Origin of the sequence: Roseococcus pinisoli (assembly GCF_018413645.1) — a bacterium.
Taxonomy (GTDB): domain Bacteria; phylum Pseudomonadota; class Alphaproteobacteria; order Acetobacterales; family Acetobacteraceae; genus Roseococcus; species Roseococcus pinisoli.
The window spans coordinates 1,436,039-1,459,395 of record NZ_JAHCDA010000001.1; the positions used below are offsets into that span (position 1 = coordinate 1,436,039).

At 69.4% G+C, this 23,357-nt stretch carries 20 protein-coding genes; 12 read left to right on the forward strand and 8 right to left on the reverse strand.

The window, feature by feature from the left end; all coding sequences use genetic code 11:
• Positions 1–400 precede the first annotated feature (400 nt).
• From KHU32_RS07070 to KHU32_RS07095, 6 genes are read left to right on the forward strand one after another with little or no spacing between them, the layout of a single operon-like run.
• The gene (locus KHU32_RS07070) at positions 401–1,990 is read left to right on the forward strand and encodes an ABC transporter substrate-binding protein (RefSeq protein ID WP_213669296.1); all 1,590 of its coding nucleotides are present in this window, start codon (positions 401–403) and stop codon (positions 1,988–1,990) included.
• 1 nt (position 1,991) lies between these two features.
• The gene (locus KHU32_RS07075; protein ID WP_213669297.1) at positions 1,992–2,966 is read left to right on the forward strand and encodes an ABC transporter permease; all 975 of its coding nucleotides are present in this window, start codon (positions 1,992–1,994) and stop codon (positions 2,964–2,966) included.
• Entirely contained in the window at positions 2,963–3,886 is a 924-nt protein-coding gene (locus tag KHU32_RS07080; RefSeq protein ID WP_213669298.1) for an ABC transporter permease, read from the forward strand. Before KHU32_RS07075 ends, KHU32_RS07080 begins: the two co-directional genes overlap by 4 nt.
• Positions 3,886–4,863, forward strand: coding sequence for an ABC transporter ATP-binding protein (locus KHU32_RS07085; RefSeq protein WP_213669299.1), 978 nt, complete (start codon positions 3,886–3,888; stop codon positions 4,861–4,863). Before KHU32_RS07080 ends, KHU32_RS07085 begins: the two co-directional genes overlap by 1 nt.
• The gene (locus KHU32_RS07090) at positions 4,860–5,897 is read left to right on the forward strand and encodes an ABC transporter ATP-binding protein (RefSeq protein ID WP_213669300.1); all 1,038 of its coding nucleotides are present in this window, start codon (positions 4,860–4,862) and stop codon (positions 5,895–5,897) included. The genes KHU32_RS07085 and KHU32_RS07090 overlap by 4 nt, the downstream gene beginning before the upstream one ends.
• A 60-nt stretch (positions 5,898–5,957) precedes the next feature.
• Entirely contained in the window at positions 5,958–6,566 is a 609-nt protein-coding gene (locus KHU32_RS07095) for a hypothetical protein (RefSeq protein WP_213669301.1), read from the forward strand.
• On the opposite strand, the gene KHU32_RS07100 is transcribed toward KHU32_RS07095, so the two are convergent.
• On the reverse strand, positions 6,563–7,834 hold the full coding sequence (locus KHU32_RS07100) for an alpha/beta fold hydrolase (protein WP_213669302.1): 1,272 nt from the start codon (positions 7,832–7,834) through the stop codon (positions 6,563–6,565). The two genes, KHU32_RS07095 and KHU32_RS07100, sit on opposite strands and share 4 nt — an antisense overlap.
• 306 nt (positions 7,835–8,140) lie before the next feature.
• Here KHU32_RS07100 and phaR point away from each other — a divergent pair, with 306 nt between their 5' ends.
• Positions 8,141–8,683, forward strand: a complete 543-nt coding sequence (gene phaR / locus KHU32_RS07105) for a polyhydroxyalkanoate synthesis repressor PhaR (protein WP_213669303.1) — start codon at positions 8,141–8,143, stop codon at positions 8,681–8,683.
• A gap of 43 nt (positions 8,684–8,726) precedes the next feature.
• Here the strand turns inward: phaR and KHU32_RS07110 are convergent, their stop codons facing one another.
• Together KHU32_RS07110 and KHU32_RS07115 are read right to left on the reverse strand one after the other, a co-directional pair.
• Positions 8,727–9,449 (reverse strand): MORN repeat-containing protein, encoded by a 723-nt coding sequence (locus tag KHU32_RS07110; protein WP_213669304.1) that lies wholly within the window; start codon positions 9,447–9,449, stop codon positions 8,727–8,729.
• Positions 9,450–9,463: 14 nt separating this feature from the next.
• Positions 9,464–10,642 (reverse strand): MFS transporter, encoded by a 1,179-nt coding sequence (locus KHU32_RS07115; RefSeq protein ID WP_213669305.1) that lies wholly within the window; start codon positions 10,640–10,642, stop codon positions 9,464–9,466.
• A gap of 289 nt (positions 10,643–10,931) precedes the next feature.
• Between KHU32_RS07115 and KHU32_RS07120 the strand changes: the two genes are divergently transcribed.
• The 3 genes from KHU32_RS07120 to trmB all read left to right on the forward strand — a co-directional run bounded on the left by KHU32_RS07120 (position 10,932) and on the right by trmB (position 14,293).
• Positions 10,932–12,182, forward strand: a complete 1,251-nt coding sequence (locus KHU32_RS07120) for a D-amino acid dehydrogenase (RefSeq protein WP_213669306.1) — start codon at positions 10,932–10,934, stop codon at positions 12,180–12,182.
• Between the two features lie 150 nt (positions 12,183–12,332).
• Positions 12,333–13,520 carry a methionine adenosyltransferase gene (metK, locus tag KHU32_RS07125; protein ID WP_213669307.1) on the forward strand — a complete coding sequence of 396 codons (1,188 nt, stop codon included), beginning with the start codon at positions 12,333–12,335 and terminating at the stop codon, positions 13,518–13,520.
• Positions 13,521–13,585: 65 nt separating this feature from the next.
• Positions 13,586–14,293, forward strand: coding sequence for a tRNA (guanine(46)-N(7))-methyltransferase TrmB (gene trmB / locus KHU32_RS07130; RefSeq protein WP_213669308.1), 708 nt, complete (start codon positions 13,586–13,588; stop codon positions 14,291–14,293).
• 10 nt (positions 14,294–14,303) lie between these two features.
• Here trmB and KHU32_RS07135 read toward each other — a convergent pair whose 3' ends face one another.
• The 3 genes from KHU32_RS07135 to KHU32_RS07145 are packed head-to-tail and all read right to left on the reverse strand — an operon-like array spanning position 14,304 to position 19,227.
• Positions 14,304–14,879, reverse strand: coding sequence for a DUF1349 domain-containing protein (locus tag KHU32_RS07135; protein ID WP_213669309.1), 576 nt, complete (start codon positions 14,877–14,879; stop codon positions 14,304–14,306).
• Positions 14,880–14,886: 7 nt separating this feature from the next.
• Positions 14,887–18,042 (reverse strand): efflux RND transporter permease subunit, encoded by a 3,156-nt coding sequence (locus tag KHU32_RS07140; protein WP_213669310.1) that lies wholly within the window; start codon positions 18,040–18,042, stop codon positions 14,887–14,889.
• Between the two features lie 6 nt (positions 18,043–18,048).
• The gene (locus tag KHU32_RS07145) at positions 18,049–19,227 is read right to left on the reverse strand and encodes an efflux RND transporter periplasmic adaptor subunit (protein WP_213669311.1); all 1,179 of its coding nucleotides are present in this window, start codon (positions 19,225–19,227) and stop codon (positions 18,049–18,051) included.
• A gap of 240 nt (positions 19,228–19,467) precedes the next feature.
• On the opposite strand from KHU32_RS07145, the gene KHU32_RS07150 reads away from it, so the two are divergent.
• Positions 19,468–19,671: a DUF2934 domain-containing protein gene (locus KHU32_RS07150; RefSeq protein WP_213669312.1), complete on the forward strand. Its 204-nt coding sequence runs from the start codon at positions 19,468–19,470 to the stop codon at positions 19,669–19,671.
• 121 nt (positions 19,672–19,792) lie between these two features.
• Here the strand turns inward: KHU32_RS07150 and KHU32_RS07155 are convergent, their stop codons facing one another.
• Positions 19,793–20,407: a GDSL-type esterase/lipase family protein gene (locus tag KHU32_RS07155; protein WP_213669313.1), complete on the reverse strand. Its 615-nt coding sequence runs from the start codon at positions 20,405–20,407 to the stop codon at positions 19,793–19,795.
• 93 nt (positions 20,408–20,500) lie between these two features.
• Between KHU32_RS07155 and KHU32_RS07160 the strand changes: the two genes are divergently transcribed.
• Positions 20,501–22,819, forward strand: a complete 2,319-nt coding sequence (locus tag KHU32_RS07160) for a xanthine dehydrogenase family protein molybdopterin-binding subunit (protein WP_213669314.1) — start codon at positions 20,501–20,503, stop codon at positions 22,817–22,819.
• Positions 22,820–22,853: 34 nt separating this feature from the next.
• Here the strand turns inward: KHU32_RS07160 and KHU32_RS07165 are convergent, their stop codons facing one another.
• Positions 22,854–23,306, reverse strand: coding sequence for a PaaI family thioesterase (locus KHU32_RS07165; RefSeq protein ID WP_213669315.1), 453 nt, complete (start codon positions 23,304–23,306; stop codon positions 22,854–22,856).
• Between the last annotated feature and the right edge of the window lie 51 nt (positions 23,307–23,357).

Below are 23,357 nucleotides of genomic sequence, written 5' to 3' on the forward strand. Positions count from 1 at the left end.
TGAACCCGCCGAAGAGCCGGAAAGGCGGGCGCTTGCCCGGCTTGGCGCTTTCCCGTCGGGAGGTTTTCCGTGGTGGCTCCGCGCGCGGGCGCGGCGGAATCACGGGGGCTTCGATAGGACCTTCAGGCGTCGGCATGGGCGGCATCTATCACATATTGCGGGACGGGGCGTCGGAATCGCCACTGCATGGCTGATGTGGGCATTTCACCGCCCTGCGTCGATTTTGCGGCGCCACGCCACGCCCGGTGGTAAGGCCATTCCATGAAGCAGAATGCCTCTTTTGAGAGCCAGTGCGCGTCTGCCGCGTCGCGTCAAAGGCACAAAATTCATGGCTGCCCTGGATTGTGCGCATCGCTTGCTGCTAAAAGCCGCGCTCATTTCTGAACCGGGGGACCAAAAGATGCGCTCTACAATCGCTGCCCTCGCCTTGGCGGGGCTGCTCGGGACGGCCTCGACACAGGCCTCCGCCCAGACTCTGAACATGGCGGTCGGAGCCCCGGTCACCAGCCTCGACCCTCACTTCCATCAGCTGTCGCCCAACAACGCGGCGGCGAGCATGATCTTCAGCCGCCTCGTCGAGACCGACGACAGGGCCCGCAGCATTCCGGGCCTCGCCGAGAGCTGGCGGGCGGTGGAGCCCACCGTGTGGGAGTTCAAGCTCCGCCCCGGCGTGCGGTTTCATAACGGTCGCGAATTTACCGCCGAGGACGTGGCCTTCACCCTCGCCCGCGTGCCGAACGTGCCGAACAGCCCGGCCTCCTTCACCCTCTTCGTCCGGCCCATCAGCCGGGTCGAGATCGTCGATCCGCTGACGATCCGCCTGCACACGCGCACGCCCTATCCGCTGCTGCCGATGGACCTGACCAATATCTTCATCCTCGACCGCGAGACGCATGAGGGCGCGACGACCGAGCGCTTCAACAGCGGCGAGCTGGCGGTGGGCACCGGCCCCTTCCGCGTGGTGCGCCACGCCAATGGCGACCGCATCGAGCTGGAGCGCAACGACCAGTATTTCGGCGAGCGCCCGGCCTTCGCCCGCGTGAACTACCGCATGATCACCAACGACGCCGCCCGCACCGCCGCGCTGATGGCCGGCGACGTCGACGTGATCGACCAGGTGCCGACGGCCGACCTCTCCCGCATGCGCCGGGACAACCGGCTCTCGCTCTACGAGACGACGGGCCTGCGGCTGATCTTCCTCTCGCTCGACCATTCGCGCGAGGACGCCTCGCCCTTCATCACCGACAATGACGGCCGCCCGATCGCCCGGAACCCGCTGAAGGACCTGCGGGTTCGCCAGGCGCTGTCCATGGCGATCGACCGGCCGAACATGGTGGAGCGCGTGATGGAGGGCGCCGCCACGCCGACCGGCCAGTTCCTGGCCGAGGGCGTGACGAGCCACATCCCGGGCTATCCCGTCCCGCGCTTCGACCCCGACGGCGCGCGGCGCCTGCTGGCCGAGGCGGGCTTCCCCAACGGCTTCCGCATCACGCTGCACGGCCCGAACGACCGCTATCCCAACGATGCGCGGATCATCCAGGCGGTGGGGCAGATGTGGACGCGCGTGGGCATCCGCACGGCCGTCGACGCCCAGACCTGGGCGACTTTCATCGGCCGCGCTAACCGGGCCGAACTTTCGGCCTTCCTTCTCGGCTGGGGCATGAATCCGGATGGCAGCCACCCGCTGCGCAACCTGATCGCCTGCCCGAACCGTGAGACCGGCCTGGGCGCGTCCAACCGCGGCCGCTACTGCAACCCAGAACTTGATCGAGGCTTGATGGAATCCTCTGAAATGTTGGACGAGGCTGCCCGGCAGGAACGTCTGATCGCGCTCGAGCGCATGGCTCTCGATGACGTGGCGCTCATCCCTCTGCACATCCAGACGAATATCTGGGGCGCGCGGCGCGGCTTCGTCGTGACCCCGCGTGCGGACGAACTGACCCGTGCGCAGGACGTCCGTCCGGCCTCCAGCCCGGCGGCGGCGCGCTGACGTGACCGTTTATCTTCTTCGCAGGCTTTTCCAGGCTGTTCTCGTGATGCTCGCCATGAGCGTCATCGTCTTCGTGGGCGTCTATGCGATCGGCGATCCGGTGGAGATCCTCATCTCCCCCGACGCCGACCAGATCGAACGTGAGCGTGCCATCCAGGCCCTCGGCCTCGACCTGCCGCTGTGGCAGCAATACGGGACCTTCCTCATCCGCGCCCTGCAGGGCGATCTCGGCCGCAGCTTCGTCTTCAACGAGCCGGCGCTGCAGCTGATTCTGCAAAAGATGCCGGCGACGCTGGAACTCGCGGTCGGCGCCACCTTCATGGCGGTGCTGATCGGCCTGCCGCTCGGTCTCTATGCCGGCCTCAAGCCGGACAGCGCGGGCTCCAAGGCGATCATGGCGGGGAGCATCCTCGGCTTCTCGCTGCCGACCTTCTGGGTCGGGCTCATGCTGATCATGGTCTTCGCCGTGCAGCTCGGCTGGCTTCCCAGCACCGGGCGCGGCGAGACGGCGCAGTTCCTCGGCCTGCAATGGTCCTTCCTGACGCGGGACGGCCTCGCCCATCTCATGATGCCGGCGATCAACCTCTCGCTGTTCAAGATCAGCCTCGTCATACGATTGACCCGCTCGGGCGTGCGCGAGACCATGCTGATGGACTACGTGAAGTTCGCCCGCGCCAAGGGCCTGTCGCCCGCGCGCGTGACCTATGTGCACGTCTTCAAGAACATCCTGATCCCGGTCGTGACCGTGGTCGGCCTGGAGCTCGGCTCCACCATCGCCTTCTCGGTGGTGACGGAGAGCGTCTTCGCCTGGCCGGGCATGGGCAAGCTGATCATCGACAGCATCAACGTGCTCGATCGTCCGGTCATCGTCGCCTACCTGATGATCATCGTCATGATGTTCATCGTCATCAACCTGGTGGTGGACCTGCTTTACTCCACACTGGATCCGCGCGTGCGGCTGGAGGGCAAGTCGTGAGCGACATCACCGCGAACGCGGCTCCCCCGGCCGCCCCGGCGGCGCGGGAGGAGACGCCTTTCCGCCGCTTCGTCTCGGAGTTCTTCGCGAGCAAGATCGCGACGGGCGGGCTGATCGTCTTCACGATCATCGCCCTGCTCGCGATCTTCGCGCCGTGGATCGCGCCGCAGAATCCCTACGATCTCGCGCAGCTCGACATCATGGACGGCCGGCTCGAGCCGGGCGCCGTGGGCGGCAGCGGCATCGTCCACTGGCTCGGCACCGACGACCAGGGCCGCGACATGCTTTCGGGCATCATCTACGGCCTGCGCATCTCGCTGACGGTGGGCATCGGCTCCGCCTTTATCGCGAGCCTCGTGGGCGCCTCGCTCGGCCTGCTCGCTGCCTATGCCGGCGGCCGGACCGACAGCGTGATCATGCGTCTGGTCGACCTGCAGCTTTCCTTCCCGACCATCCTCGCGGCGCTGATGATCCTGGCCTTCCTGGGCAAGGGCGTCGGAAACGTGGTGATCGCGCTCGTCATCGTGGAATGGGCCTATTATGCCCGGACGGTGCGCGGCTCGGCCCTGGTCGAGCGGCGGCGCGAATACATCGAGGCGGCGCAGTGCCTGGCCCTGCCCACGCGGCGCATCCTGTTCCGCCACCTGCTGCCGAACTGCCTGCCGCCGCTCATCGTGGTGGGCACGATCCAGGTGGCGCGTGCCATCGCGCTCGAGGCCACGCTCTCCTTCCTCGGCCTCGGCGTGCCGATCACCGAGCCGTCGCTCGGCCTGCTGATCGCGAACGGCTACGAGTACATGCTGAGCGGCAAGTACTGGATCAGTTTCTATCCGGGTATCGCGCTGCTGGTGACCATCGTGAGCATCAATCTGATGGGCGACCATCTCCGTGACGTGCTGAATCCGAGGTTGAAGAAGTAATGGCAGCGACCCTCGAAGTCCGGAATCTCCAGACGCATTTCTTCACCCGCGCGGGCGTGGTGAAGGCGGTGGACGGCGTGAGTTTCACCGTGGGCCGCGGCAAGGTCATGGGTCTGGTCGGCGAATCCGGTTCCGGCAAGACCGTGACCGGCTTCTCGATCATCGGCCTGGTGGACGCGCCGGGCCGCGTCGTGGGCGGGGAGATCCTGTTCCACGGCCAGAACCTCGCCAAGCTCAGCGAGGAGGAGATGCGGCAGCTGCGCGGCAACCGCATCGCCATGATCTTCCAGGATCCGATGATGACGCTGAACCCGGTTCTCCGGGTCGACACGCAGATGATCGAGACGGTCCTGGCGCATACCAAGGTGTCGAAGGAGGAGGCGCGCCAGCGCTGCCGCGACGCGCTGGGCATGGTCGGCATCCCCTCGCCGGATGAGCGGCTGAAGTCCTATCCGCACCAGTTCTCGGGCGGCATGCGGCAGCGCGTGGCCATCGCCATCGCCCTGCTGCACCGACCGGAGCTCATCATCGCCGACGAGCCGACCACCGCGCTCGACGTCACGATCCAGGGCCAGATCCTGGCCGAGGTGCAGAAGCTCGCCGCCAATACGGGCACGAGCCTGATCTGGATCACGCATGACCTCTCGGTGGTCGCCGGCCTCGCCGACGATCTCGCGGTCATGTACGCGGGCAAGGTGGTCGAGGACGGACCCGTCTCCGAGGTGCTCGACAAGCCGATGCATCCCTATACCCACGGCCTCATCGGCTCCGTGCCGAGCCGCAACCGGCGGGGTGAGCCGCTGCGCCAGATCCCGGGCATGACGCCCTCCCTGCTCAAGCTGCCGCCCGGCTGCGCCTTCCACAGCCGCTGCGACCGCGCCACGCCGGAATGCACGGCGCCGGTCGAGCTGCTGGAGCTGATTCCGGGCCGGCACGCCCGCTGCATCCACCCGCATCTGGAGGAGGTGGCGGCATGAGCGCGACGACGATGGAACATACGCGCCGCCCCGGCACCGAGGCGGACCAGCCGATCATCGAGCTGGTCGGCATCAGCAAGCGCTTCGAGAAGAAGCTCGACTTCATCGGCAAGCTGGCCCAGCGCCTCGGCGCGCCGGTTCGCGAGGAGATCGTGCACGCGGTCGACAACGTGAACCTCACGATCCGTCATGGCGAGGTGGTGGGGCTGGTCGGCGAATCGGGCTGCGGCAAGTCCACGCTCGGCCGCGTCGTCGCCGGCATCATGCCGCCGTCGGACGGCCAGGTGCTGTGGCGCGGGCGGGACATCGCCTCGCTGCACGGGGCGGAGGCGAAGGAGGCCAAGCTGCGCGCGCAGATGATCTTCCAGGACCCCATGTCCTCGCTGAATCCGCGCATGAAGGTGCAGGACATCGTGGGCGAGGCCCCGCAGGTCCATGGCATGACCACGCGGTCGGGCTTCAACGACTACGTCGACGAGCAGCTGCGCCGCGCCGGCCTCGATCCCGCGTTGAAGAAGCGCTACCCGCACCAGTTCTCGGGCGGGCAGCGGCAGCGCATCGGCATCGCCCGCGCGCTGGCGGTGCAGCCTGAGTTCCTGGTCTGCGACGAATCGGTGGCGGCGCTGGACGTCTCCATCCAGGCGCAGATCCTGAACCTGTTCATGCGCCTGCGGTCCGAGCTGAACCTGACCTACCTGTTCATCTCGCATGACCTCAGCGTGGTGGAGCATCTCTCCGATCGCGTGGTGATCATGTATCTCGGCCGCGTCGTCGAGCAGGCGCCGTCGGAGGAGATCTTCGCGCGGGCGAATCATCCCTACACGGTCTCGCTGCTGTCGGCCGTGCCGCGGATCGAGGCGCGCAAACGGGCCTTCACGACGGTGCAGGGCGAGATTCCCTCGCCGCTGAATCCGCCGCCGGGCTGCCACTTCCATCCGCGCTGCCCGCACGCGATGGAGCGGTGCCGGGTCGAGGTGCCGGCGCTGAAGGAGATCGCGCCCGGGCATCTGAGCGCCTGCCACCTGAATGGTTGAGACGTCAGACGCCGGGCGTGCGCTTCGCATGCCCGGCTTCACACCGCCGGGTTAACGCGGATGACCAAGCCGGCTTCGATGAACGAGGCACCACCCTACTTCTCGCAATGGGCTTCGGCCGAGCTGGTGCCGGAATTCCTGGAAGGCCGGCCCAACGCGACCGATCCGCTCTGGGCCGAGAGCGGCGCGGCCGACCTCGCCGAATATGCCCGTTGGGCCCACCATCTGTGCGGCATGGCCTGCCTCGGCATGGCCATGGCGGCGCGCGGCGAGGCGCACAGCATCCATGCGCTCCGCCGCGGGGTGCAGGCGCTGGGCGGCTACGTGGACCAGGGCGGGGATGATATCCGCGGCCTGATCTATGCGGGCGCGGTGGCCTGGCTGAACGCCCGGGGAATTCCCGCGCGGATCGTGCTCGACGAGCCGCGGCCCAGGCTCGGGCCGGGCGATCTCTACATGGCCTCGGTGCATCCGCGCATCCGCACGCCGGAGCTGGAGCCGCCCCACAAGGGCGGGCATCTCGTCCTGGTCTTCGGCACGGATGAGGAAGCGCGCCTGCGCTTCCACAACCCCTCGGGCCACAGCGATGCCACCCGTCGCGACGTACGGATGGCGCCGGCCGAATTCGACCGCTTCCACGCCGATCGCGGCATCCTGATCCCGGGCTAGAGACCCAGCAGCCAATCGCCGAGGGGCCGCCAGAGGGCGGCCTCGGCGCCCTGGCCCGCCACCATGCCGATATGCCCCGATGGCGCGATATGCACCGTCGCCCCCGGCAGGGCGGCGGCGAGCGCGAGGGCCGAGCCGGGCGGCACGATGCGGTCGCGCGCTGGCACGCCCACGAAGGCCGGCCCGCGCCATTCGCCGGGCAGCACCGGCAGGCCCGCCACCGTCCATTCGCCCCGCGCGGGCGTGTTCTCGCCATACCAGCCGCCAAGGGTTTCGCGCGCCACGGGGGCGGCGAGGGGGATGCCGTCGTTCAGCCAATCCTCCAGCGCCACGAAACGCCGGGCGCGCGCGCTTGCCGGGTCCAGCCGCGCGAAGGCCCGGAACTTTTCCGGGATGCCGTAGGGGTCGAGCATGGCGAAGAGGCTCTGCAGCAGGTCGACGCCCAGTGCGCCAGCGGGCTCCATCAGCGGCTCCAGCCCGGGCAGGAGCCGCGCCAGGCCGCGCGCCTGCGCATCGCCCGAGAAGTCCCAGGGCGTGGCGAGCAGGGCCAGGGCCGCCACGCGATCCGGCCGGCGCAGCGCCGCGGCCAGCGCCAGCAGCCCGCCCATGCAATAGCCGGCAAGGACGAGGCCGGCGGGTGCCGCCAGCAGCGCGCGTTCGAGCCGCCCGGCGACATGGTCGGTCAGGGTGAAGCGCCGCTCGACCGGCCCCGGCCAGCCCCAGTCGAGCAGGAGGGGGCGCAGGCCACGCCCGGCGAGGTGGCGCATGAGCGAGGCGCCCTCGTCGAGGTCCAGCACGTAGTGGCGGTTCACCAGCGAGGGGACGAAGAGCACGGGACGCCCGCTGCCGCCGAAATCCAGCAGCCGTGCCGAGCCCTCGGCCCAGATCACGGGCGGGTCGATCAGCGCGCGGCGATGCGGATGGCGGCGATAGGCGGCGAGCCCGCGGAGCAGCTGCGCATCCTGGCGCCAGAGCCGCCGCAGGACGGCGGCCCGGAAGGCCTCAGGGCTTCGGCTTGCGGGGTCGAGCCCGGCGAGGGCCTGGGCGATCCGCATCGCCTCGGCCTGGCCCGCCTTCGAGCGCGGCCAGCCGCTGTTCCAGCTCGGCCAGGCGGGACCGAAGGGCGGCATCCCCGGCAGAGGCGGAAACATCCCGGGCAGGGGCATCCCGGGAAGCGGCATGGTCAGCGCGGCCATGCCCCGCGCCGCGCCCAGCATCAGGTGCAGCGGCAGCGGGCGCGGGCCGCGCCGGTTCGGGAGCGCGCTCATGCGGTGGCCGCCAGTTCGCCGCGGTCGCCCATTGCGCCGAGAGATGGGCGTTCTGCGCGCGCCAGGCGGCGGCCATCAGCGCCACCGACGCGGCCCAGGCCTCGGCGAGCTCCGCATCCTGGCCAAGCGCAGCCAGCTCGCTCTCCCAGAGGGCGATCCAGTCGGCGGCCAGTCGATCGAGATCTTCGGATCCGTCCATCCATGCCCGTGACTAAGCTTGCTTCGGCGTCGCGCGAAGGCTTCTCGCATCCCGCAAGACCCGTGCTACGCTTGCCGCGTTGCAAACACCAGACTGGGGAAGGCCGCATGCCCGATCAACCGGCAGACACGAAGCCAGCGACGCCTCCCGTCGTCGTGAAGAAGTACGCGAACCGCCGGCTCTACAACACCGAAAGCAGCAGCTACGTCACTCTGGAGGATCTGGCCCAGATGGTGCGGCTGGGCCGCGACTTCGTGGTCTATGACGCCAAGTCGGGCGACGACATCACGCGCTCCGTGCTCACCCAGATCATCGTCGAGGAGGAGTCGAAGGGCAGCCACCTGCTGCCGGAGAGCTTCCTGCGCCAGCTGATCGGCTTCTACGGCGGCAGCCTGCAGGGCGTGCTTCCCCGCTACCTGGAGGCGACCATGTCGGGCTTCTCCCGTCAGCAGGAGGAACTGCGCCGCGGCATGGAGCAGGCGCTGCGGCCCTTCTCGCTCGAGGAGATCAGCCAGCGGAACATGGCCATGCTGGAACGCGCCATGAGCATCTTCACGCCCTTCCCGGGCGGCGCCCGCAGCGAGCTCGACACGCTGAAGGCGGAGAATGCGGCCCTGAAGGCCGAGCTGGCGGCGCTCAAGACCCGCTGAGGGCCGAAGGCCGGCGCGCCTGGCGCCGGCCTGGGCGGAAGGATCAGCCTTCCGTCGCGTCGCGGCAGACCTCGATCGGCTTGCCCAGCGCCGCTACCCGGTTCCCGTCGCGAAGGCAGCCGGCCTGCCAGTCGCCGCGGAACCAGCCATCCTCGACGCTGTAATACTCGCCGGGCCCCTCGGGCAGGCCGTTGCGGAACTCGCCGCGGAAGAGGTTGCCGTTGATCCAGAACATCACGCCCCGGCCGTGGCGCTGGCCCTGGCGCCATTCGCCGTCGTAGCGGCCGGTCGGGAAGACGCGCAGGCCACGGCCCTGTTCGCGCCCGTCCTGGAATTCGCCCTGGTAAACCTCGCCCGTGGATTCGAGGTAGGTGCCGATGCCGTGCATCCGGCCGCGCGCCATCGTGCCGACATAGCGCTCGTCCCCCGGCTGGCCTTCCCGGACGTAGCGCCAGGCCAGGACGCCCTCGCCCTGCGAGGGGCCCTCGGGGCAGGGGCCGGTCCAGCGCACCGTCTCCTCCTGCTGCGGATTGGGGTTCCAGACCCAGCAGCCATTCTCGGCATCGACCGTCCAGCCGGGCTTGCCGACGGCGGCGATGCTGTCGGCGGGCGGCGGGGCGGGCCGCTGCGGCGTGGTCCCCGAGTCGCTCCCCGGAGGGGCGACCGAGGGAGCGCCAGGGGCGGCCCCGGGAGGGGCGCCGGTCTGCGCCAGCGCGCCGGCCAAGGGCGTGGAAGCCAGGGCGAGAACTAGGAAACACCACCGCATGATTTTCGTCTCCGTCATGCGCCCCGTCGGAGCGCGGCGATACTGAGCGCCAATCCGCCGCCGAGCGCTACTGTCGCCAGCGCCACGGGCAAGCCCCAGCCCGGCACGGCCTCCAGCAGCAGGCCGCCGAGCGGCGCCCCCACGGCGCCGCCCAGAAGATAGGCGGTGTTCAGCCCGGCCATGCCGAGCGCGCGGGCCGGGCCGGCGAAGCGCTGCACCGCATGCACCATGCCGAGCGTATAGATCGATCCGGCGGCGCCGCCCCAGATGGCGAGCACCGGCCAGATTCCCCAGCCCGGCGCCAGGATCGGCCAGAGCAGCGAAAGCAGGGCGACCACGATGGCGCAGCCGAGCAGGGCGCGGTGCGTGCCGAAGCGGTCGGCCACCATTCCCACCGGGTATTGCGCGAGCACGTTGCCGAAGCCCGTCGCCACCACGATGGAGGCCGCGGCGGCGGCACTCAGCCCCAGCGCCAGCCCCTGGACAGGGAAGACCGCGCCCGCCGAGCCTTCGAGCGCGCCGCAAAGCATGGCGGCGCCTGCTGGGGCGATCATCATCATCGCCACCGGCTTCAGGCGGAAGATCGAGAGCCGCATGCGGCGCGGCACGGCGCCGGGCGGCTCGTGTAGCATCAGCGTCATCACGAGGCCCACGCCCATGATGAGCGCGGAACCGTAGAAGGCCTCGGGCCGGACGCCGAAGAACCACAGCGCCGCCGGGCCGCCGCCGATCGCGGCGGAAACGAAGGTCTGGTAGATGCCGAGGAACTGCCCCTCGCGTCCCGCCGGCGCCATGGCGCCTGCGATGGCATCGGCGCTGCTCCAGGTCAGGCAGGAGGCCACGCCCAGGATCGGGCCCAGGACGAACCAAAGCGGCAGCGGCGGATTGGTGGCGAGGCCAATCAGCGCCACGGCGGAAAGCGTCACGGCCATCTGGTGCATCCGCAGCGCGCCGCCGACCCGCCCGGCAAGCCAGGGCGAGAACGGCGCCGCCAGCAGCGCGGCGACCCAGACGGCGGCGGCATAGAGGCCGACGACGGCCGGGGAGGCACCGTCCTCCGTCAGCAGCACGGCGGCGAGCGGCACGCTCATCCAGATGCCGGCAAAGGCGCAGGTGGCGGCGGCCACGAAGACGGGAAACTGAATTCCGCGAGGGATACTGGCGCCGGGCGGCGCGGATTGGGCGATGGACATGCGTTCTTCGGCGCGTGGTCGCGCCGCCTAGGTCAGGGGTCGAGGGAAAGCGCGGCGTCAGCCGCGTTTCGTGCCGCGCGGACCAGGGGCAAGCAGCGTCGCCCGCCATGCGGCGACATCCGCGCGCAACAGGGGGCGAGAGGAACGCATGCGGTGGATGTGCCCTGCCGCCGCGCCGAAAGTCAAACTCGTCGGGGCAGCCCCTCGCGCCTTGCATGGCGAAGCCCCTGCCCAGCATCGTGGCGCGGGTCCCATTGACCCGCCGCCGGTGAGACCGCACGAATGAGGGATGCGCGTCCTGATCCTCGGCGCCGGCGTCACCGGCCTCGCCACCGCCTATCTCCTCGCGCGGGAGGGGCATGTGGTCACGGTGCTGGATGCCGAGCCCGCGGTCGGGCGCGGGACGAGCCAGGCCAATGGCGGCCAGCTCTCCTACAGCTACGTCGCGCCGCTCGCCGGTCCGGGCGTCATCGGCAAGGTGCCCGGCTGGCTGCGCGATCCCGACGGGCCGCTGCGCTTCCGCCCGCGGATGGATCCCGGCCAGTGGAAATGGATGCTCGGCTTCCTCCGGGCCTGTAATGCCGCGACCTCGGAACAGACCACGCGGCGGCTGCTCCGCCTCGCCTATCTCTCGCGCGACCTGACGCGCGAGGTGGTTGAGCAGGGCGAGTTCGGCTTCGATTTCTCGCCCTCCGGCAAGCTGGTGCTGCTTCCCGACGGCGCGGCCGTTGAAGGCGCGCGGCGCCAGGTCGCGCTGCAGGCCGAATGGGGCAGCGAGCAGCGCGTGATCGACCGGGACGAATGCCTGGCGCTGGAGCCAGCGCTGGCCGGCATCGCCCATCGCATCGCCGGCGGCGTGCACACCGAGAGCGAGGAGGCGGGCGACTGCCGGCTCTTCTGCGAGGGGCTCGCCGCCACGCTCGCCGCCTCCAACCACGCGGTGACCTTCCAGCTCGGCACGCGGGTCCTGCAGCTGATCCGGGCCGAGGGGCGCGTCCGTGGCGTCCGTACCCCGGGCGGCGTCGTGGAGGCCGATGCGGTCGTGGTCGCGCTCGGCGCCGGGGCACGGCCGCTGCTGCGCCCCCTGGGGATCGACCTGCCCGTCTATCCGCTCAAGGGCTATTCGCTGACCCTGCCTATCCTGCGCGACGACGCGGCCCCGAGGGTCAGCGTGACCGACAGCGCGGCCAAGGTCGTCTATGCGCGCCTGGGTGATCGGCTGCGCGTCGCCGGCATGGCGGACCTCGTGGGCTATTCGCGCGAGATCGAGGAAGGGCGGCTGAGCACCCTGGTGCGCCAGGCGCGGGAGGTCTTTCCCCATGCCTCGGACTGGACCGAGCTCAACCCCTGGTCCGGCCTCAGGCCCGTGACGCCCACCGGCCTGCCGATCCTGGGCGCCGCCCCCGGGACCCAGGGGCTTTTCCTCAACCTCGGCCAGGGGGCGCTGGGCTTCACGCTGGCCATGGGATGCGCTGCCGTTCTGGCTGCTGCGATCGAGGGGCGGGCGCCGCCGATTCCCCTGGATGGCCTGGGATTATGACGCATTGCAGCACGGATTGACGCTGCGTCAGGCCACTGTCAAACATCCCACGCCCGCACGCCGTGGGCCAGCCTGACCGGGGTGTCCGGTCGCCCAGGGGCTGATTTTCCAAACAAATCATCCTCCAGCGACAAGAGGCCGAATCAAGCCATGCGCGATACGGGCGAGTATCTGTTCACCTCGGAAAGCGTTTCCGAAGGTCACCCCGACAAGGTTGCGGATCGCATCAGCGATACCGTCCTCGACACTTTCCTCGAGCAGGATCCCTATGCTCGCGTGGCCTGCGAGACGCTGGTCACCACGAACCGCATCGTCATCGCCGGCGAGACGCGGGGCCCCGGCTCCATCACGCCCGAGCTGCTGATGCACAAGGCGCGCCTCGCCGTGCACGACATCGGCTACGAGCAGGAAGGCTTCCATTGGGCCAATGCCCATGTCGAATGCCACCTGCACGCCCAGTCCGCGCATATCGCGCAGGGCGTGGATGCGGCCGGCAACAAGGACGAGGGCGCCGGCGACCAGGGCATCATGTTCGGCTACGCCTGCACCGAGACGCCTGATCTCATGCCGGCGCCGCTCTACTACGCGCACCTGATCCTCCGCCGCATCAGCGAGCTGCGCCGCAACGGCGACGTCGCCGTGAAGGGCCTGCTGCCGGACGCGAAGAGCCAGGTCACGCTGCGCTACGTCGACGGCAAGCCCGTCGGCGCCACCTCGATCGTGCTCAGCACGCAGCATGTCGAGGGAATGGACGCCGCGCAGATCAAGGCGATGGTGAAGCCGCTGATCGAGTCGAGCCTGCCCGCCGGCTGGATGTGCCCGGACAACGAGCTCTACGTGAACCCGACCGGCACCTTCGTGATCGGCGGTCCGGACGGCGACTGCGGCCTCACGGGCCGTAAGATCATCGTCGACACCTACGGCGGTGCGGCCCCGCATGGCGGCGGCGCCTTCTCCGGCAAGGACCCGACGAAGGTCGACCGCTCGGCCGCCTATGCGGCGCGCTACGTGGCGAAGAACGTCGTGGCCGCCGGCCTGGCCGACAAGTGCACCATCCAGGTGAGCTACGCGATCGGCGTGGCGAAGCCGCTCTCGGTCTATTTCGACCTCGCCGGCACCGGCAAGGACGTGGACGAGGCGAAGCTGGCCAAGGTCGTGCAGGACCTGGTCAACCTCTCCCCGCGCGGCATCCGCGAGCACCTGCACCTGAACCGGGCCATCTACGTCCCGACCTCCAGCTACGGCCATTTCGGCCGCACGCCGGATGAGGAGAAGGGCACCTTCACCTGGGAGAAGACCGACCTGGTTCCCGAGCTGAAGCGCGCCTTCGGCCGCTGAGGTTTTCCCAATCCGAAGGGGCGGCGCCGGTCTCGGCGCCGCCCTTTTTCGTTTAAAGGTGGCCCATGCCTGAAGATTCCACCCCCGAAGACGCGCTGGCGGACTGGCCGGAAGGCGTTCCGCACCGTCTCTACGGCCGCCGCCGGGGCCACAAGTTGCGTCCCCGCCAGGAACGCCTGCTGGCCGAGACCGTGCCCCGCTTCCGCTTCACCGATACGGGTTTCGCGGCCGGGGCCTCCGCCCTGTGGCTCGAGGTCGGCTTCGGCGGCGGCGAGCACACGCTGGCCCTGCTGCGCGAGCACCCCACGACGGCGATCATCGCCAGCGAGGTCTATGACCACGGGCTCTGCTCGCTGCTGACCGAGATCGTGCCGGACGGCCAGGAAGGGACCTTCCCGCCGCCGGACCGCCTGCGCCTCTGGCCCGCCGATGCGCGCGAGTTGCTGCTGGGCCTGCCGGAGGCGAGCCTGGACCGGCTCTACCTCATGTTCCCCGATCCCTGGCCCAAGTCGCGGCACGCCAAGCGGCGCTTCGTGCATCCCGAGATGCTGCCCATCGTCGCGCGCGCCCTGAAGCCCGGCCAGCAATGGCGCATCGCCTCCGACGACCCGACCTACCAGGACTGGGTCGAGGAAGTGGTGCGGCCGAGCCCGCTGTTCCGCGGCGAGGCCCCGGCCGAGGAGCGCCCCGAGGGGTGGCCGCCGACGCGCTACGAGGCGAAGGCCATCGTGGCGGGACGCCAGCCCAAGTACTGGGTGTGGACGCGGGTCTAGGGCCTTCCGTTCAGGAGAGGTCGTGCAGGTCCTTGTTGAGTGGCGGGCCGATCCGCCACTCCGAGAACCGCACCCTAAGCCCGGCGCGTTCGGGCGAGCAGCACATCGGCCCGACGCGATAGCGTCGCGCCGCGGGGAAGGGGCATAGCCGCACCAGCGGCCAATGCCGGCCATCCCCCGAAGCCTGCACGCGCAGGACGCCGCCCTGGAGCGTGAGGCGCATCCGGAAATCCGCCGGGTCGCCCAGGAAGGGGCCGGTGGCCCAGTCGGAGGTCCCGCGCGTCAGCACGCTGCCGAGCATGGGACTGCCGTCGGAATGCTCGAGCCCGGCCTTCAGCCAGTTCCGCTCGTCGACGAGCACCAGCATCCCGGCCTGGTCGTAGAGGGCCTGGTAGTCGCCCTGGACGCGCAGGCTGGCGGTGAAATCCCCCTCGCTGGGGGCCAGGAGCGCATGGCCGCTGTGGCGGACGAAGCCGTAATGGGTCTCGCGCCAGAAGTCGGACGCCGCTGCGGTGACGACGGTGAGCTGGGCCGGGTCCTCGGACCATTGCCCCGGCTCGTTGAGCCACTCCCCGCCGTCGATCATGTTCCGCTCAATGCGCCTTCGCGGCGTCCTCCTCGGACTCCTTGGCGCCGAAGCCGAACTTGCCCTTGATCCATTCGCGCGTGCTCTGGAACACCACGTAGAGCATCGGGATCATGAAGATGCCGAAGATCGACGCGGCGAGCATGCCGCCGAAGACCGGCAGGCCAACCGCCTGGCGCGAGAGCGCCGCGGCGCCCGTCGCCAGGATCAGCGGGACCAGGCCGAGGATGAAGGCGAAGCTCGTCATCATCACGGCACGGAACCGCATGCGGCTGCCCAGGATGGCGGCCTCGCGGACGCTATGGCCTTCCTCTCGCCGCTCCTTCGCGAACTCGATGATCAGGATGCCGTTCTTCGCCGCGAGCGCGATGAGCACCACGAGGCCGATCTGCGCATAGACGTCGAGCGGCTTGCCCGCGATGTAGAGCGCGGCGAAGGAGCCGAGGCCGCCCACCGCGACCGAGAGCAACACCGGCACCGGGATCGTCCAGCTCTCATAGAGCGCCACCAGGAAGAGATAGGCGAAGAGCAGCGCCAGCGCGATCAGGACGGCCGTCTGTCCGGAGGCCTGCTTCTCCTGGAAGGCGGTGCCCGTCCATTCGAAGCTGTAGCCCGAGGGCAGCACGCGGGCGGAGATCTCCTCCATCGCCCTCAGCGCGTCACCCGAGGAGACGCCCGGCCGGCCCTGGCCGTTCAGCGTCAGGCTTCGCGTGTTGTTGTAGCGCTGGATGGTCTGCGGCCCGAGCACGATCCGCACGTCGGCGAAGGCGCGCATCGGCACCATCTGGCCGCGCGAATTGCGGACCTGCAGGCGCCAGATGTCCGGGATGTCGTCGCGGTCGGCGGCGACGGCCTGGATGTTCACCTGCCAGGTTCGGCCGAAGAGATTGAAGTCGTTGACGTAGAAGCCGCCGAGCGAGGCCTGCAGCGTGGTGAAGATGTCGCTGATGCGCACGCCGAGCGACTGCGCCTTGTCGCGGTCCACGTCGAGGTAGAGCGACGGCGTGGTGGGCGAGAAGGTCGAGAAGACGCCGACGAGCCGCGGGTCGGCATTGGCCGCGCCCATCATGGCGAACATGACGCCGCCGAGCTCCACGGGGTCACGCCCCTCGAAGTCCTGCAGCTGGTACTCGAAGCCGCCGCCGGTGCCCAGGCCGATGATCGGCGGGATGTTGAAGGCGAAGACATTCGCGGTGCGGATGGCCTGCGCACCCTGGAAGACGCGGCCGATGCCGGCGAAGACCGAATCCTGCACCCGCGTGCGATCCGCGAAGGGCTTCATCCGGGCCACGATGAAGGCCGAGTTGGACTGCGCGCCGCCGTCGATGAGCGAGAAGCCGACGATGGCCAGGATGTTCTCGATCGCCTCGTTCTGCCGGAGCATCTCCTCCACCTGGACGACCGCGTCGCGGGTGCGGACGACCGAGGAGCCCTGCGGCAGCTGGAGCTGGACGAAGAAGGCGCCCTGGTCCTCGGAGGGGAGGAAGCCCTGCGGCGTCTGGCGGCCCACCCAGTAGATGCTGAAGGCGAAGGCCGCCGTCAGCGCGAGGGAGAGCACCGCCAGCCGCACCAGCCGGGTGACGATCCAGGCATAGCCGTCGCGCACCTTGTCGATCGCGCGCAGCACGTACTTGATCGGGCCGCGCTTGGGGCCGGTATGGCGCAGGAAGAGCGCGCAGAGGGCCGGGGACAGCGTCAGCGCGTTGATGGCCGAGATCACCATGGCCACGCTGATGGTGACGGCGAACTGCTTGAAGAGCTGGCCCGCGACGCCCGAGATCAGACCGATCGGCACGAAGACCGAGAGCAGCACCAGGGTGATGGCGATGATGGGGCCGGTGATCTCGCCCATGGCCTTGATGGTGGCCTGGCTCGGCGTGAGCTCTGGATGCTCTTCCAGCACGCGCTCCACGTTCTCCACCACCACGATGGCGTCGTCGACCACGATGCCGATGGCGAGCACGAGGGCCAGCAGCGAGATGGTATTGGCCGTGAAGCCCAGGGCGAAGAGCACCGCGAAGGTGCCGATCAGGCTGACCGGCACCGCCACCACCGGAATGATGGTGGCCCGCAGCGAGCCGAGGAAGAGGTAGACGACGATGACGACGAGGAGGAAGGCCTCGATCAAGGTCTTGATCACCTCGTGCATCGTATCCAGCACGAATTCCGAGGTGTCGTAGACCACCCGGTAGCCCATGCCCTGCGGGAAGCGCTGGGACAGCGACTGGAGCGACTGGCGCACCTCCTCGGCCACCTGCACGGCATTGGCGCCGGGCGAGAGGTAGACGCCCATTGTCACGGTCGGCTTGGTGTTGAGGCGGGCCTCCACGTCCATGCTGGCCGCGCCGAGCTCGACATTCGCCACGTCCCGCACGCGCAGCACCGATCCGTCGGGATTGGCGCGGATGACGATATTGCCGAATTCCTCGGGCGAGACGAGGCGGCCCTGGGTCTGGATATTGAACTGGAACTGCTGGTCGTCGCCGATCGGCCGGGCGCCGATGCGCCCCGCCGCCGCCTGTACGTTCTGGGCCTGGATGGCGGAGATGATCTCGTTGGGCGAGACGTTGAGGTTGTTGAGGCGGTCCACCTCGAACCAGATGCGCATGGAGTAGTCGAGCGCGCCGAACATCTGCACGTCGCCCACGCCGGGCAGGCGGCGGAGCGTGTCCAGCATGTTGATGGTGACGTAGTTGGACAGGAAAAGCGGGTCCTGCTCGCCGGATTCCGAGGTGACGGCGATGAACTGCAGCACGGCGGAGGACTGCTTGCGCACCGTGACGCCGCTGCGCTGCGCCTCCTGCGGCAGGCGCGACATGATGCTCTGCACCCGGTTGTTCACGTTCACCGTGTTGATGTCGGGATTGGTCCCGAGGGCGAAGGTGACCAGGAGCGTGTAGGTGCCGTCATTGGCGCTGTTGGAGCGCATGTAGAGCATGCGGTCCGAGCCGTTCACGGCGGATTCGATCGGCTGGGCGATCGTGGCCTCGACCACGGCGGCCGAGGCGCCCGGGTAGCGCGCGGTGACCTGGACCACCGGCGGCACGATCTCAGGGAACTGCGCCACCGGGATGGAGAGCAGGGAGAGCGCCCCCGCCAGCGTCATCACGATCGAGATGACGATGGCGAAGCGCGGGCGGCGGACGAAGATGGCGGAGAACATGTCCGATCAGCCCGGCCGGCCCGCGGGGGCGCCGGGTCGCGGGGCGCTGGCGGGGGCGGGATTCACGACCTGTCCGGGGCGGATGCGCTGGATGCCCTCGGTCACCACGCGGTCGCCGGGCTGGAGGCCGCTCTCGATCGTGGCGGCCTCGGCGGTGCTGCTGCCCATGCGGATGTTGCGCCGCTGGGCCTTGTTCTCGTTGTCCACGACGTAGACGAAGAAGCCCTGCTGGTCCTGCGCCACGGCGGCGCGCGGGATCACGATGGCCTGGACGGGCTCCGCACCCTCCAGCAGCACGGTGACGAACTGGCCGTCGATCAGCGAGCGCGCGCCGGGCTGGCCGGGCTGGGCACCCTGCCGGATGGGATTGGGGATGCTGGCGCGGATCAGCAACGAATCGGTGTCGCGGCTGACGGAGGTGTCGATGAAGTCGATATGGCCGACCTGATCATAGACGCTGCCATCCACCCGGCGGATGCGGACCACCACGGCGGAGGTACCGCCCCGCCCCTCGTAGCGGTTCCGCAGTTCGATCGCGGTGCGCTGGGGGATCGTGAAGGCGATGCGCATCGGGTCCTGGCTGACGATGGTCGCCAGGGGCTCGCTCTGCGGGGAGACGACGTTGCCGGGGGTATAGGTGCTGCGCCCGATGGCCCCGGCGATGGGCGCGGTGATGTCGGCGTAGGCGAGGTTGATTTCGGCGATGCGGACGGCGGCTTGCGCCCCCAGCAGCTGGGCCGAGCTCGTACGCTCGGACGCCACGGCATTGTCGAGGGCCACCTGGGTGCCGGCGCCGGTGGAGCGCAGGTCCCGCGCACGGGTCAGGGCGACGCGGGCATTGGCCAGGCTGGCCTCGGCCGAGGCGACGTTGGCACGCGCCTGGTCGAGCTGCGCCTCGAAGGGCGCGTGCTCGATCCGGTAGAGGGGGGCGCCTTCCTCGACCTCGGTGCCCTCGGTGAAGTGCCGGGCCTCGAGGAAGCCTGTGATCCGGGCGCGGATGTCGACGCGGTTGATCGCCTCCACCCGGCCGATGAACTCGGTGCTCTCGGTGACGGGCCGGCGCGTGGCCTCGACGATGCCGACCGCCGGCGGTGGCCCCCCCGGCATCTGCGCATGGGCGACCGGGGCCTGTGCCAGGGCGAGGAGGGCAAAGCCCATGACGAGGGGAGCAACCTGAAGTCGCATGAGTGTCCTACACCTCTAGCCGTCGAATGGCGTGTATGAGCATGGCAAATTTGCCGCAAGGTCAAGCTTCCTGCGGCGGTGCGGAATCAGATCGGAGGCGCTCCCGGACCTGCCCACCCCGGCCTCCTACGGGGGAGGGCAGGCAGGGGGCGGATTCGCCGAATATCGCGGCCCGGCCGGCTTGAACTCCCACCGGGGACCCCGAACTTCAAGGGGCCAGGAAACACGAAAGGCCCCCACATGACCGACCAGTCGACTCTTGTGGAGCAGCGCATCCGGGAGACGGCCTATCGTCTCTGGGAAGAGGCGGGACGGCCCGAGGGCCAGGAGCAGCATTTCTGGCTCCAGGCAGAGGCGGAGATCCGCCGCCAGGAAACGCAGCTCGACCGGGCGCTCGCCGACAGCTTTCCCGCCAGCGATCCGGTGTCATCCGGCAGTGCCTGAGCCACAACCGCCTTGCACCTCGGCACGGTGGGGGAATGACCTGCGGTTGGCGCCGCCATCTACTGATCCGGCGGCCTCTGTCTCCGGGTGATCGGGCTGAGTGAAGTTCCGGGAGCCTCCGTCAGGCTGGCCCCGCGACCCATGCCTTCCAGGGCGGCCAGCGCATGAAGGCCTGGGCGATCAGCGCATAGCCCTGCTCGTTGGGATGAGCGCCGTCGCCCGCCGCGACCTCGCGCGCCCACGCCTCGGAGGTGCGGGCGATATCAATGACCGGCAAGAACGGTATGCCCAATCGATCACAGAGCCCGGCAAATCGTAGGGAGAGCTCCGCCGTCCGCGCATCGACAATCGGGTCGCAGATGGGCAGGGGGCCGACCATCAGCGTGGGGCGCCAGGCCCTCGCGGCAGCGAGGATAGCCTCCGCATTCGTGAGGGTGCGATCGGGCGCCACACGCGGCGCGCCGTCGCTGCCGGGGCAGGCGTCATTGGTGCCGAAGGAGAAGACCAGGCGCCCGTCATGATCGGCCGGAAGCCGGCCTTTCGCCTCGCTTTCCCAGCGCTTCAGCACGTCTTCGCTGGTGTCGCGGCGGATGCCCAGATTGTAGCAGGTGATGTCGCGCCCGCCGCGTCGCGCGGCGGCGCAGGCGCGCCCCACCCAGCCCAGGCAGGCGTCGTCGCCGGTGCCGTTGACCATGCTGTCGCCGAAGAAGCAGAGGCGGAGAGGGGAGCTCGTCATCCCTGGATTTCAGCACGCGAAGAAAGTTTCCGTCCCCCTTTTCCTTTGGCGCATCATCGTCAGATGATGCGGTGAAAAGGTGAGGGAAATCCCATGGCGAAGTTCGGATTGAGCCAGTCGGTTCGGCGCGTCGAGGATCCGCGTCTGCTGAAGGGCAACGGCCTCTATACCGGCGACATCCAGGTGCCGGGCGAGACGCACGCCTATGTGCTGCGCAGCCCGCACGCCCATGCGCGCATCCTCTCCATCGACACGGCCGAGGCGAAGGCCATGCCGGGCGTGGTCGGGGTCTTCACACAGGCCGACATGGTCGCGGACGGCGTGGGCGAGGTGCCCTGCGTGATCCCGATGAAGAACATCGACGGCAGCAGCCGCGCCGAGACGCCGCATTTCGCGCTTGCCAAGGATGCGGTGCGCCATGTGGGCGACGGCGTGGCGCTGGTCATCGCCGAGACGCCCGAAGCCGCGCGCGATGCCGGCGAGGCCATCCTGGTCGACTACGACATCCTGCCCTCGGTCACGGAGCTGGCGACGGCCACCGAGGCCGGCCAGCCGCTGGTCTGGCCCGGCGCGAAGAACAACATCTGCTTCGACTGGTCCGTCGGCGACAAGGCGAAGGTGGACGCGCTCTTCGCCCAGGCCGCGCATGTGACCAGCCTCACCGTGGTGAACAACCGCGTCGTGGTCGCGAGCATGGAGGCCCGCGCGGCGCTGGCGCAATACGATGCGGCGGCGGGCAGCTGGACGCTGCACACCAACACCCAGGGCGCCTGGCAGGTGAAGGACATGCTGGCCGGCGTCTTCGGCCAGGAGGCCGACAGGTTCCGCGTGGTGACCACGGATGTGGGCGGCGGCTTCGGCATGAAGCTCTTCCTCTACGCCGAGCACGTGCTGACCTGCTTCGCCGCCCGTAAGGTCGGGCGCCCCGTGAAGTGGGTTTCCGAACGCACCGAGGCCTTCCAGTCCGACAGCCAGGGCCGCGACAACGTGACCCTGGGCGAGCTGGCGCTGGATGCCGGCGGCAAGTTCCTCGCCATGCGGACACGCAACCTGGCGGGCATGGGCGCCTATCTCTCCAACTACGCGCCCTTCATCCCGACCGGGGCGGGCACCAAGGTGCTGGCGAGCGTCTATGGCTTCCAGGCCATCTACGCGCATGTCATCGGCGTGCTGACGAATACCGTGCCGGTGGACGCCTATCGCGGCGCAGGACGGCCGGAATCCAACTACCTGGTCGAACGGCTGATCGACACCGCCGCGCGCGAGATCGGCGTGGACCGGATCGAGCTGCGCCGGCGCAACATGGTCCCCTCCAGCGCCATGCCCTACGTCTCCGCGATGGGTCAGCGTTACGACAGCGGCGAGTTCGCCATGCTGATGGAGGAGGCGCTGAAGCGTCTCGACTGGCAGGGCTTCCCCGCACGCAAGGCGGAGGCGGCCCGGCGCGGCAAGAAGCGCGGGATCGGCATCGCCTATTACCTCGAGGCCACCGGCGGCGCGGCGACCGAGAACGCCTCGGTGAAGTTCGCCGAGGACGGCTTCGTGGACGTCTATGTCGGCACGCAGAGCACCGGCCAGGGCCACGAGACGGCCTATGTCATGCTCACCGCGCACGAGCTCGGCATTCCCATGGACAAGATCCGCATCAAGCAGGGCGATAGCGACACCCTGCCCTCCGGCGGCGGCACGGGCGGCGCGCGCAGCCTCTATTCCGAGGGGCAGGCGATCCTGGTGACGACGGCCTCGGTCATCGAGAAGGGCCGGCAGGCGGCGTCCGAGATCCTGGAGACGGCACTGATCGACATCGAGTTCGACCGAGCGCGCGGCTTCCGCGTCGTCGGCACGGATCGCGAGATCGGCATCCTCGACCTCGCGGCGCAGCAGCGCGCGCGCATCGCGGCGGGCGAGGACACGATCCTGCTGGACGCGCTGGAGATCGCGAATATCGACAACCACACCTTCCCGAACGGCTGCCACGGCGCCGAGGTGGAGGTCGATCCGGATACGGGCATGATCCGCTTCGAGAAGTATGTGGTGGTGGACGATGTGGGCCATGCGCTGAACCCGCTGATCGTGCGCGGCCAGGTGCATGGCGGCGTGGCCCAGGGCATCGGCCAGGCCTTCATGGAGCGCACTTCCTACGACCCCGAGAGCGGGCAGCTCCTCTCCGCCAGCTTCATGGACTATGCCCTGCCGCGCGCCGAGGACCTGCCGAGCATCGAGGTCGAGCTGATGTCGGTGCCCTGCGAGACCAATCCGCTGGGCGTGAAGGGTGCGGGCGAGGCGGGTGCCGTGGGTTCGCCGCCGGCGGTCGTGAATGCGCTGGTGGATGCGCTGGCGGATTCCGGCGTGCGGACCATCGACATGCCGGCCACGCCCGAGGTCGTGTGGAAGGCGCTACGGGCCGCGTAAGCAGGGGGCGGCCCTCAGCGCGAAGCCGCGCCGGTCAGCTGCCCGGCGCTTCCAGCGGCACGCCTTCGGAGCCATGGCTGCCCGAGCGGTAGCGATGGGTGGAGGCACCGAAGGCGATCAGGTTGCCTTCCTCGTCCTTCACCTCGCCGCGGGCGAAGAAGATGTTGCGGCCGGCGGTAACCACGCGCCCCTCGGCGATCAGCCGAGTGCCGATCCGGGCCTGGCCCGTGAAGCGCGTGTCGAGATCGAGCGTGACGGCCAGCCGCGTGCGGCCGGGGAAGGGGCAGTAGAGGCCGGCGAAGGCGTTGCACTGGTCGAGCAGGGCCAGCATCACGCCGCCATGCACGATGCCCGAGCGGTTCGCATGCATCGGCCCCGGCAGGCAGGTCAGCCGTGCCAGGCCCTCCTCCCAGGACAGCATCGAGACGCCCATGAGGTCGTGGAAGGGCGAGAGCGCCTGGGCGCGGAGATGATCGGTCAGGTCCATGCAGGAGGCGTCGGGCAGGAAAAGGATCGCGTCAAGCCGGGGGCGGTGAGG

Coding starts and splice junctions, on each gene's coding strand:
- trmB (WP_213669308.1), top strand. CDS start 13,586: ATGCCTGAAGATTCCACCCCCGAAGACGCGCTGGCGGACTGGCCGGAA.
- KHU32_RS07085 (WP_213669299.1), top strand. CDS start 3,886: ATGGCAGCGACCCTCGAAGTCCGGAATCTCCAGACGCATTTCTTCACC.
- KHU32_RS07160 (WP_213669314.1), top strand. CDS start 20,501: ATGGCGAAGTTCGGATTGAGCCAGTCGGTTCGGCGCGTCGAGGATCCG.
- KHU32_RS07110 (WP_213669304.1), bottom strand. CDS start 9,449: ATGCGGTGGTGTTTCCTAGTTCTCGCCCTGGCTTCCACGCCCTTGGCC.
- KHU32_RS07150 (WP_213669312.1), top strand. CDS start 19,468: ATGACCGACCAGTCGACTCTTGTGGAGCAGCGCATCCGGGAGACGGCC.
- KHU32_RS07090 (WP_213669300.1), top strand. CDS start 4,860: ATGAGCGCGACGACGATGGAACATACGCGCCGCCCCGGCACCGAGGCG.
- KHU32_RS07070 (WP_213669296.1), top strand. CDS start 401: ATGCGCTCTACAATCGCTGCCCTCGCCTTGGCGGGGCTGCTCGGGACG.
- KHU32_RS07095 (WP_213669301.1), top strand. CDS start 5,958: ATGACCAAGCCGGCTTCGATGAACGAGGCACCACCCTACTTCTCGCAA.
- KHU32_RS07115 (WP_213669305.1), bottom strand. CDS start 10,642: ATGTCCATCGCCCAATCCGCGCCGCCCGGCGCCAGTATCCCTCGCGGA.
- KHU32_RS07155 (WP_213669313.1), bottom strand. CDS start 20,407: ATGACGAGCTCCCCTCTCCGCCTCTGCTTCTTCGGCGACAGCATGGTC.
- metK (WP_213669307.1), top strand. CDS start 12,333: ATGCGCGATACGGGCGAGTATCTGTTCACCTCGGAAAGCGTTTCCGAA.
- phaR (WP_213669303.1), top strand. CDS start 8,141: ATGCCCGATCAACCGGCAGACACGAAGCCAGCGACGCCTCCCGTCGTC.
- KHU32_RS07145 (WP_213669311.1), bottom strand. CDS start 19,227: ATGCGACTTCAGGTTGCTCCCCTCGTCATGGGCTTTGCCCTCCTCGCC.
- KHU32_RS07165 (WP_213669315.1), bottom strand. CDS start 23,306: ATGGACCTGACCGATCATCTCCGCGCCCAGGCGCTCTCGCCCTTCCAC.
- KHU32_RS07100 (WP_213669302.1), bottom strand. CDS start 7,834: ATGAGCGCGCTCCCGAACCGGCGCGGCCCGCGCCCGCTGCCGCTGCAC.
- KHU32_RS07120 (WP_213669306.1), top strand. CDS start 10,932: ATGCGCGTCCTGATCCTCGGCGCCGGCGTCACCGGCCTCGCCACCGCC.
- KHU32_RS07135 (WP_213669309.1), bottom strand. CDS start 14,879: ATGATCGACGGCGGGGAGTGGCTCAACGAGCCGGGGCAATGGTCCGAG.
- KHU32_RS07140 (WP_213669310.1), bottom strand. CDS start 18,042: ATGTTCTCCGCCATCTTCGTCCGCCGCCCGCGCTTCGCCATCGTCATC.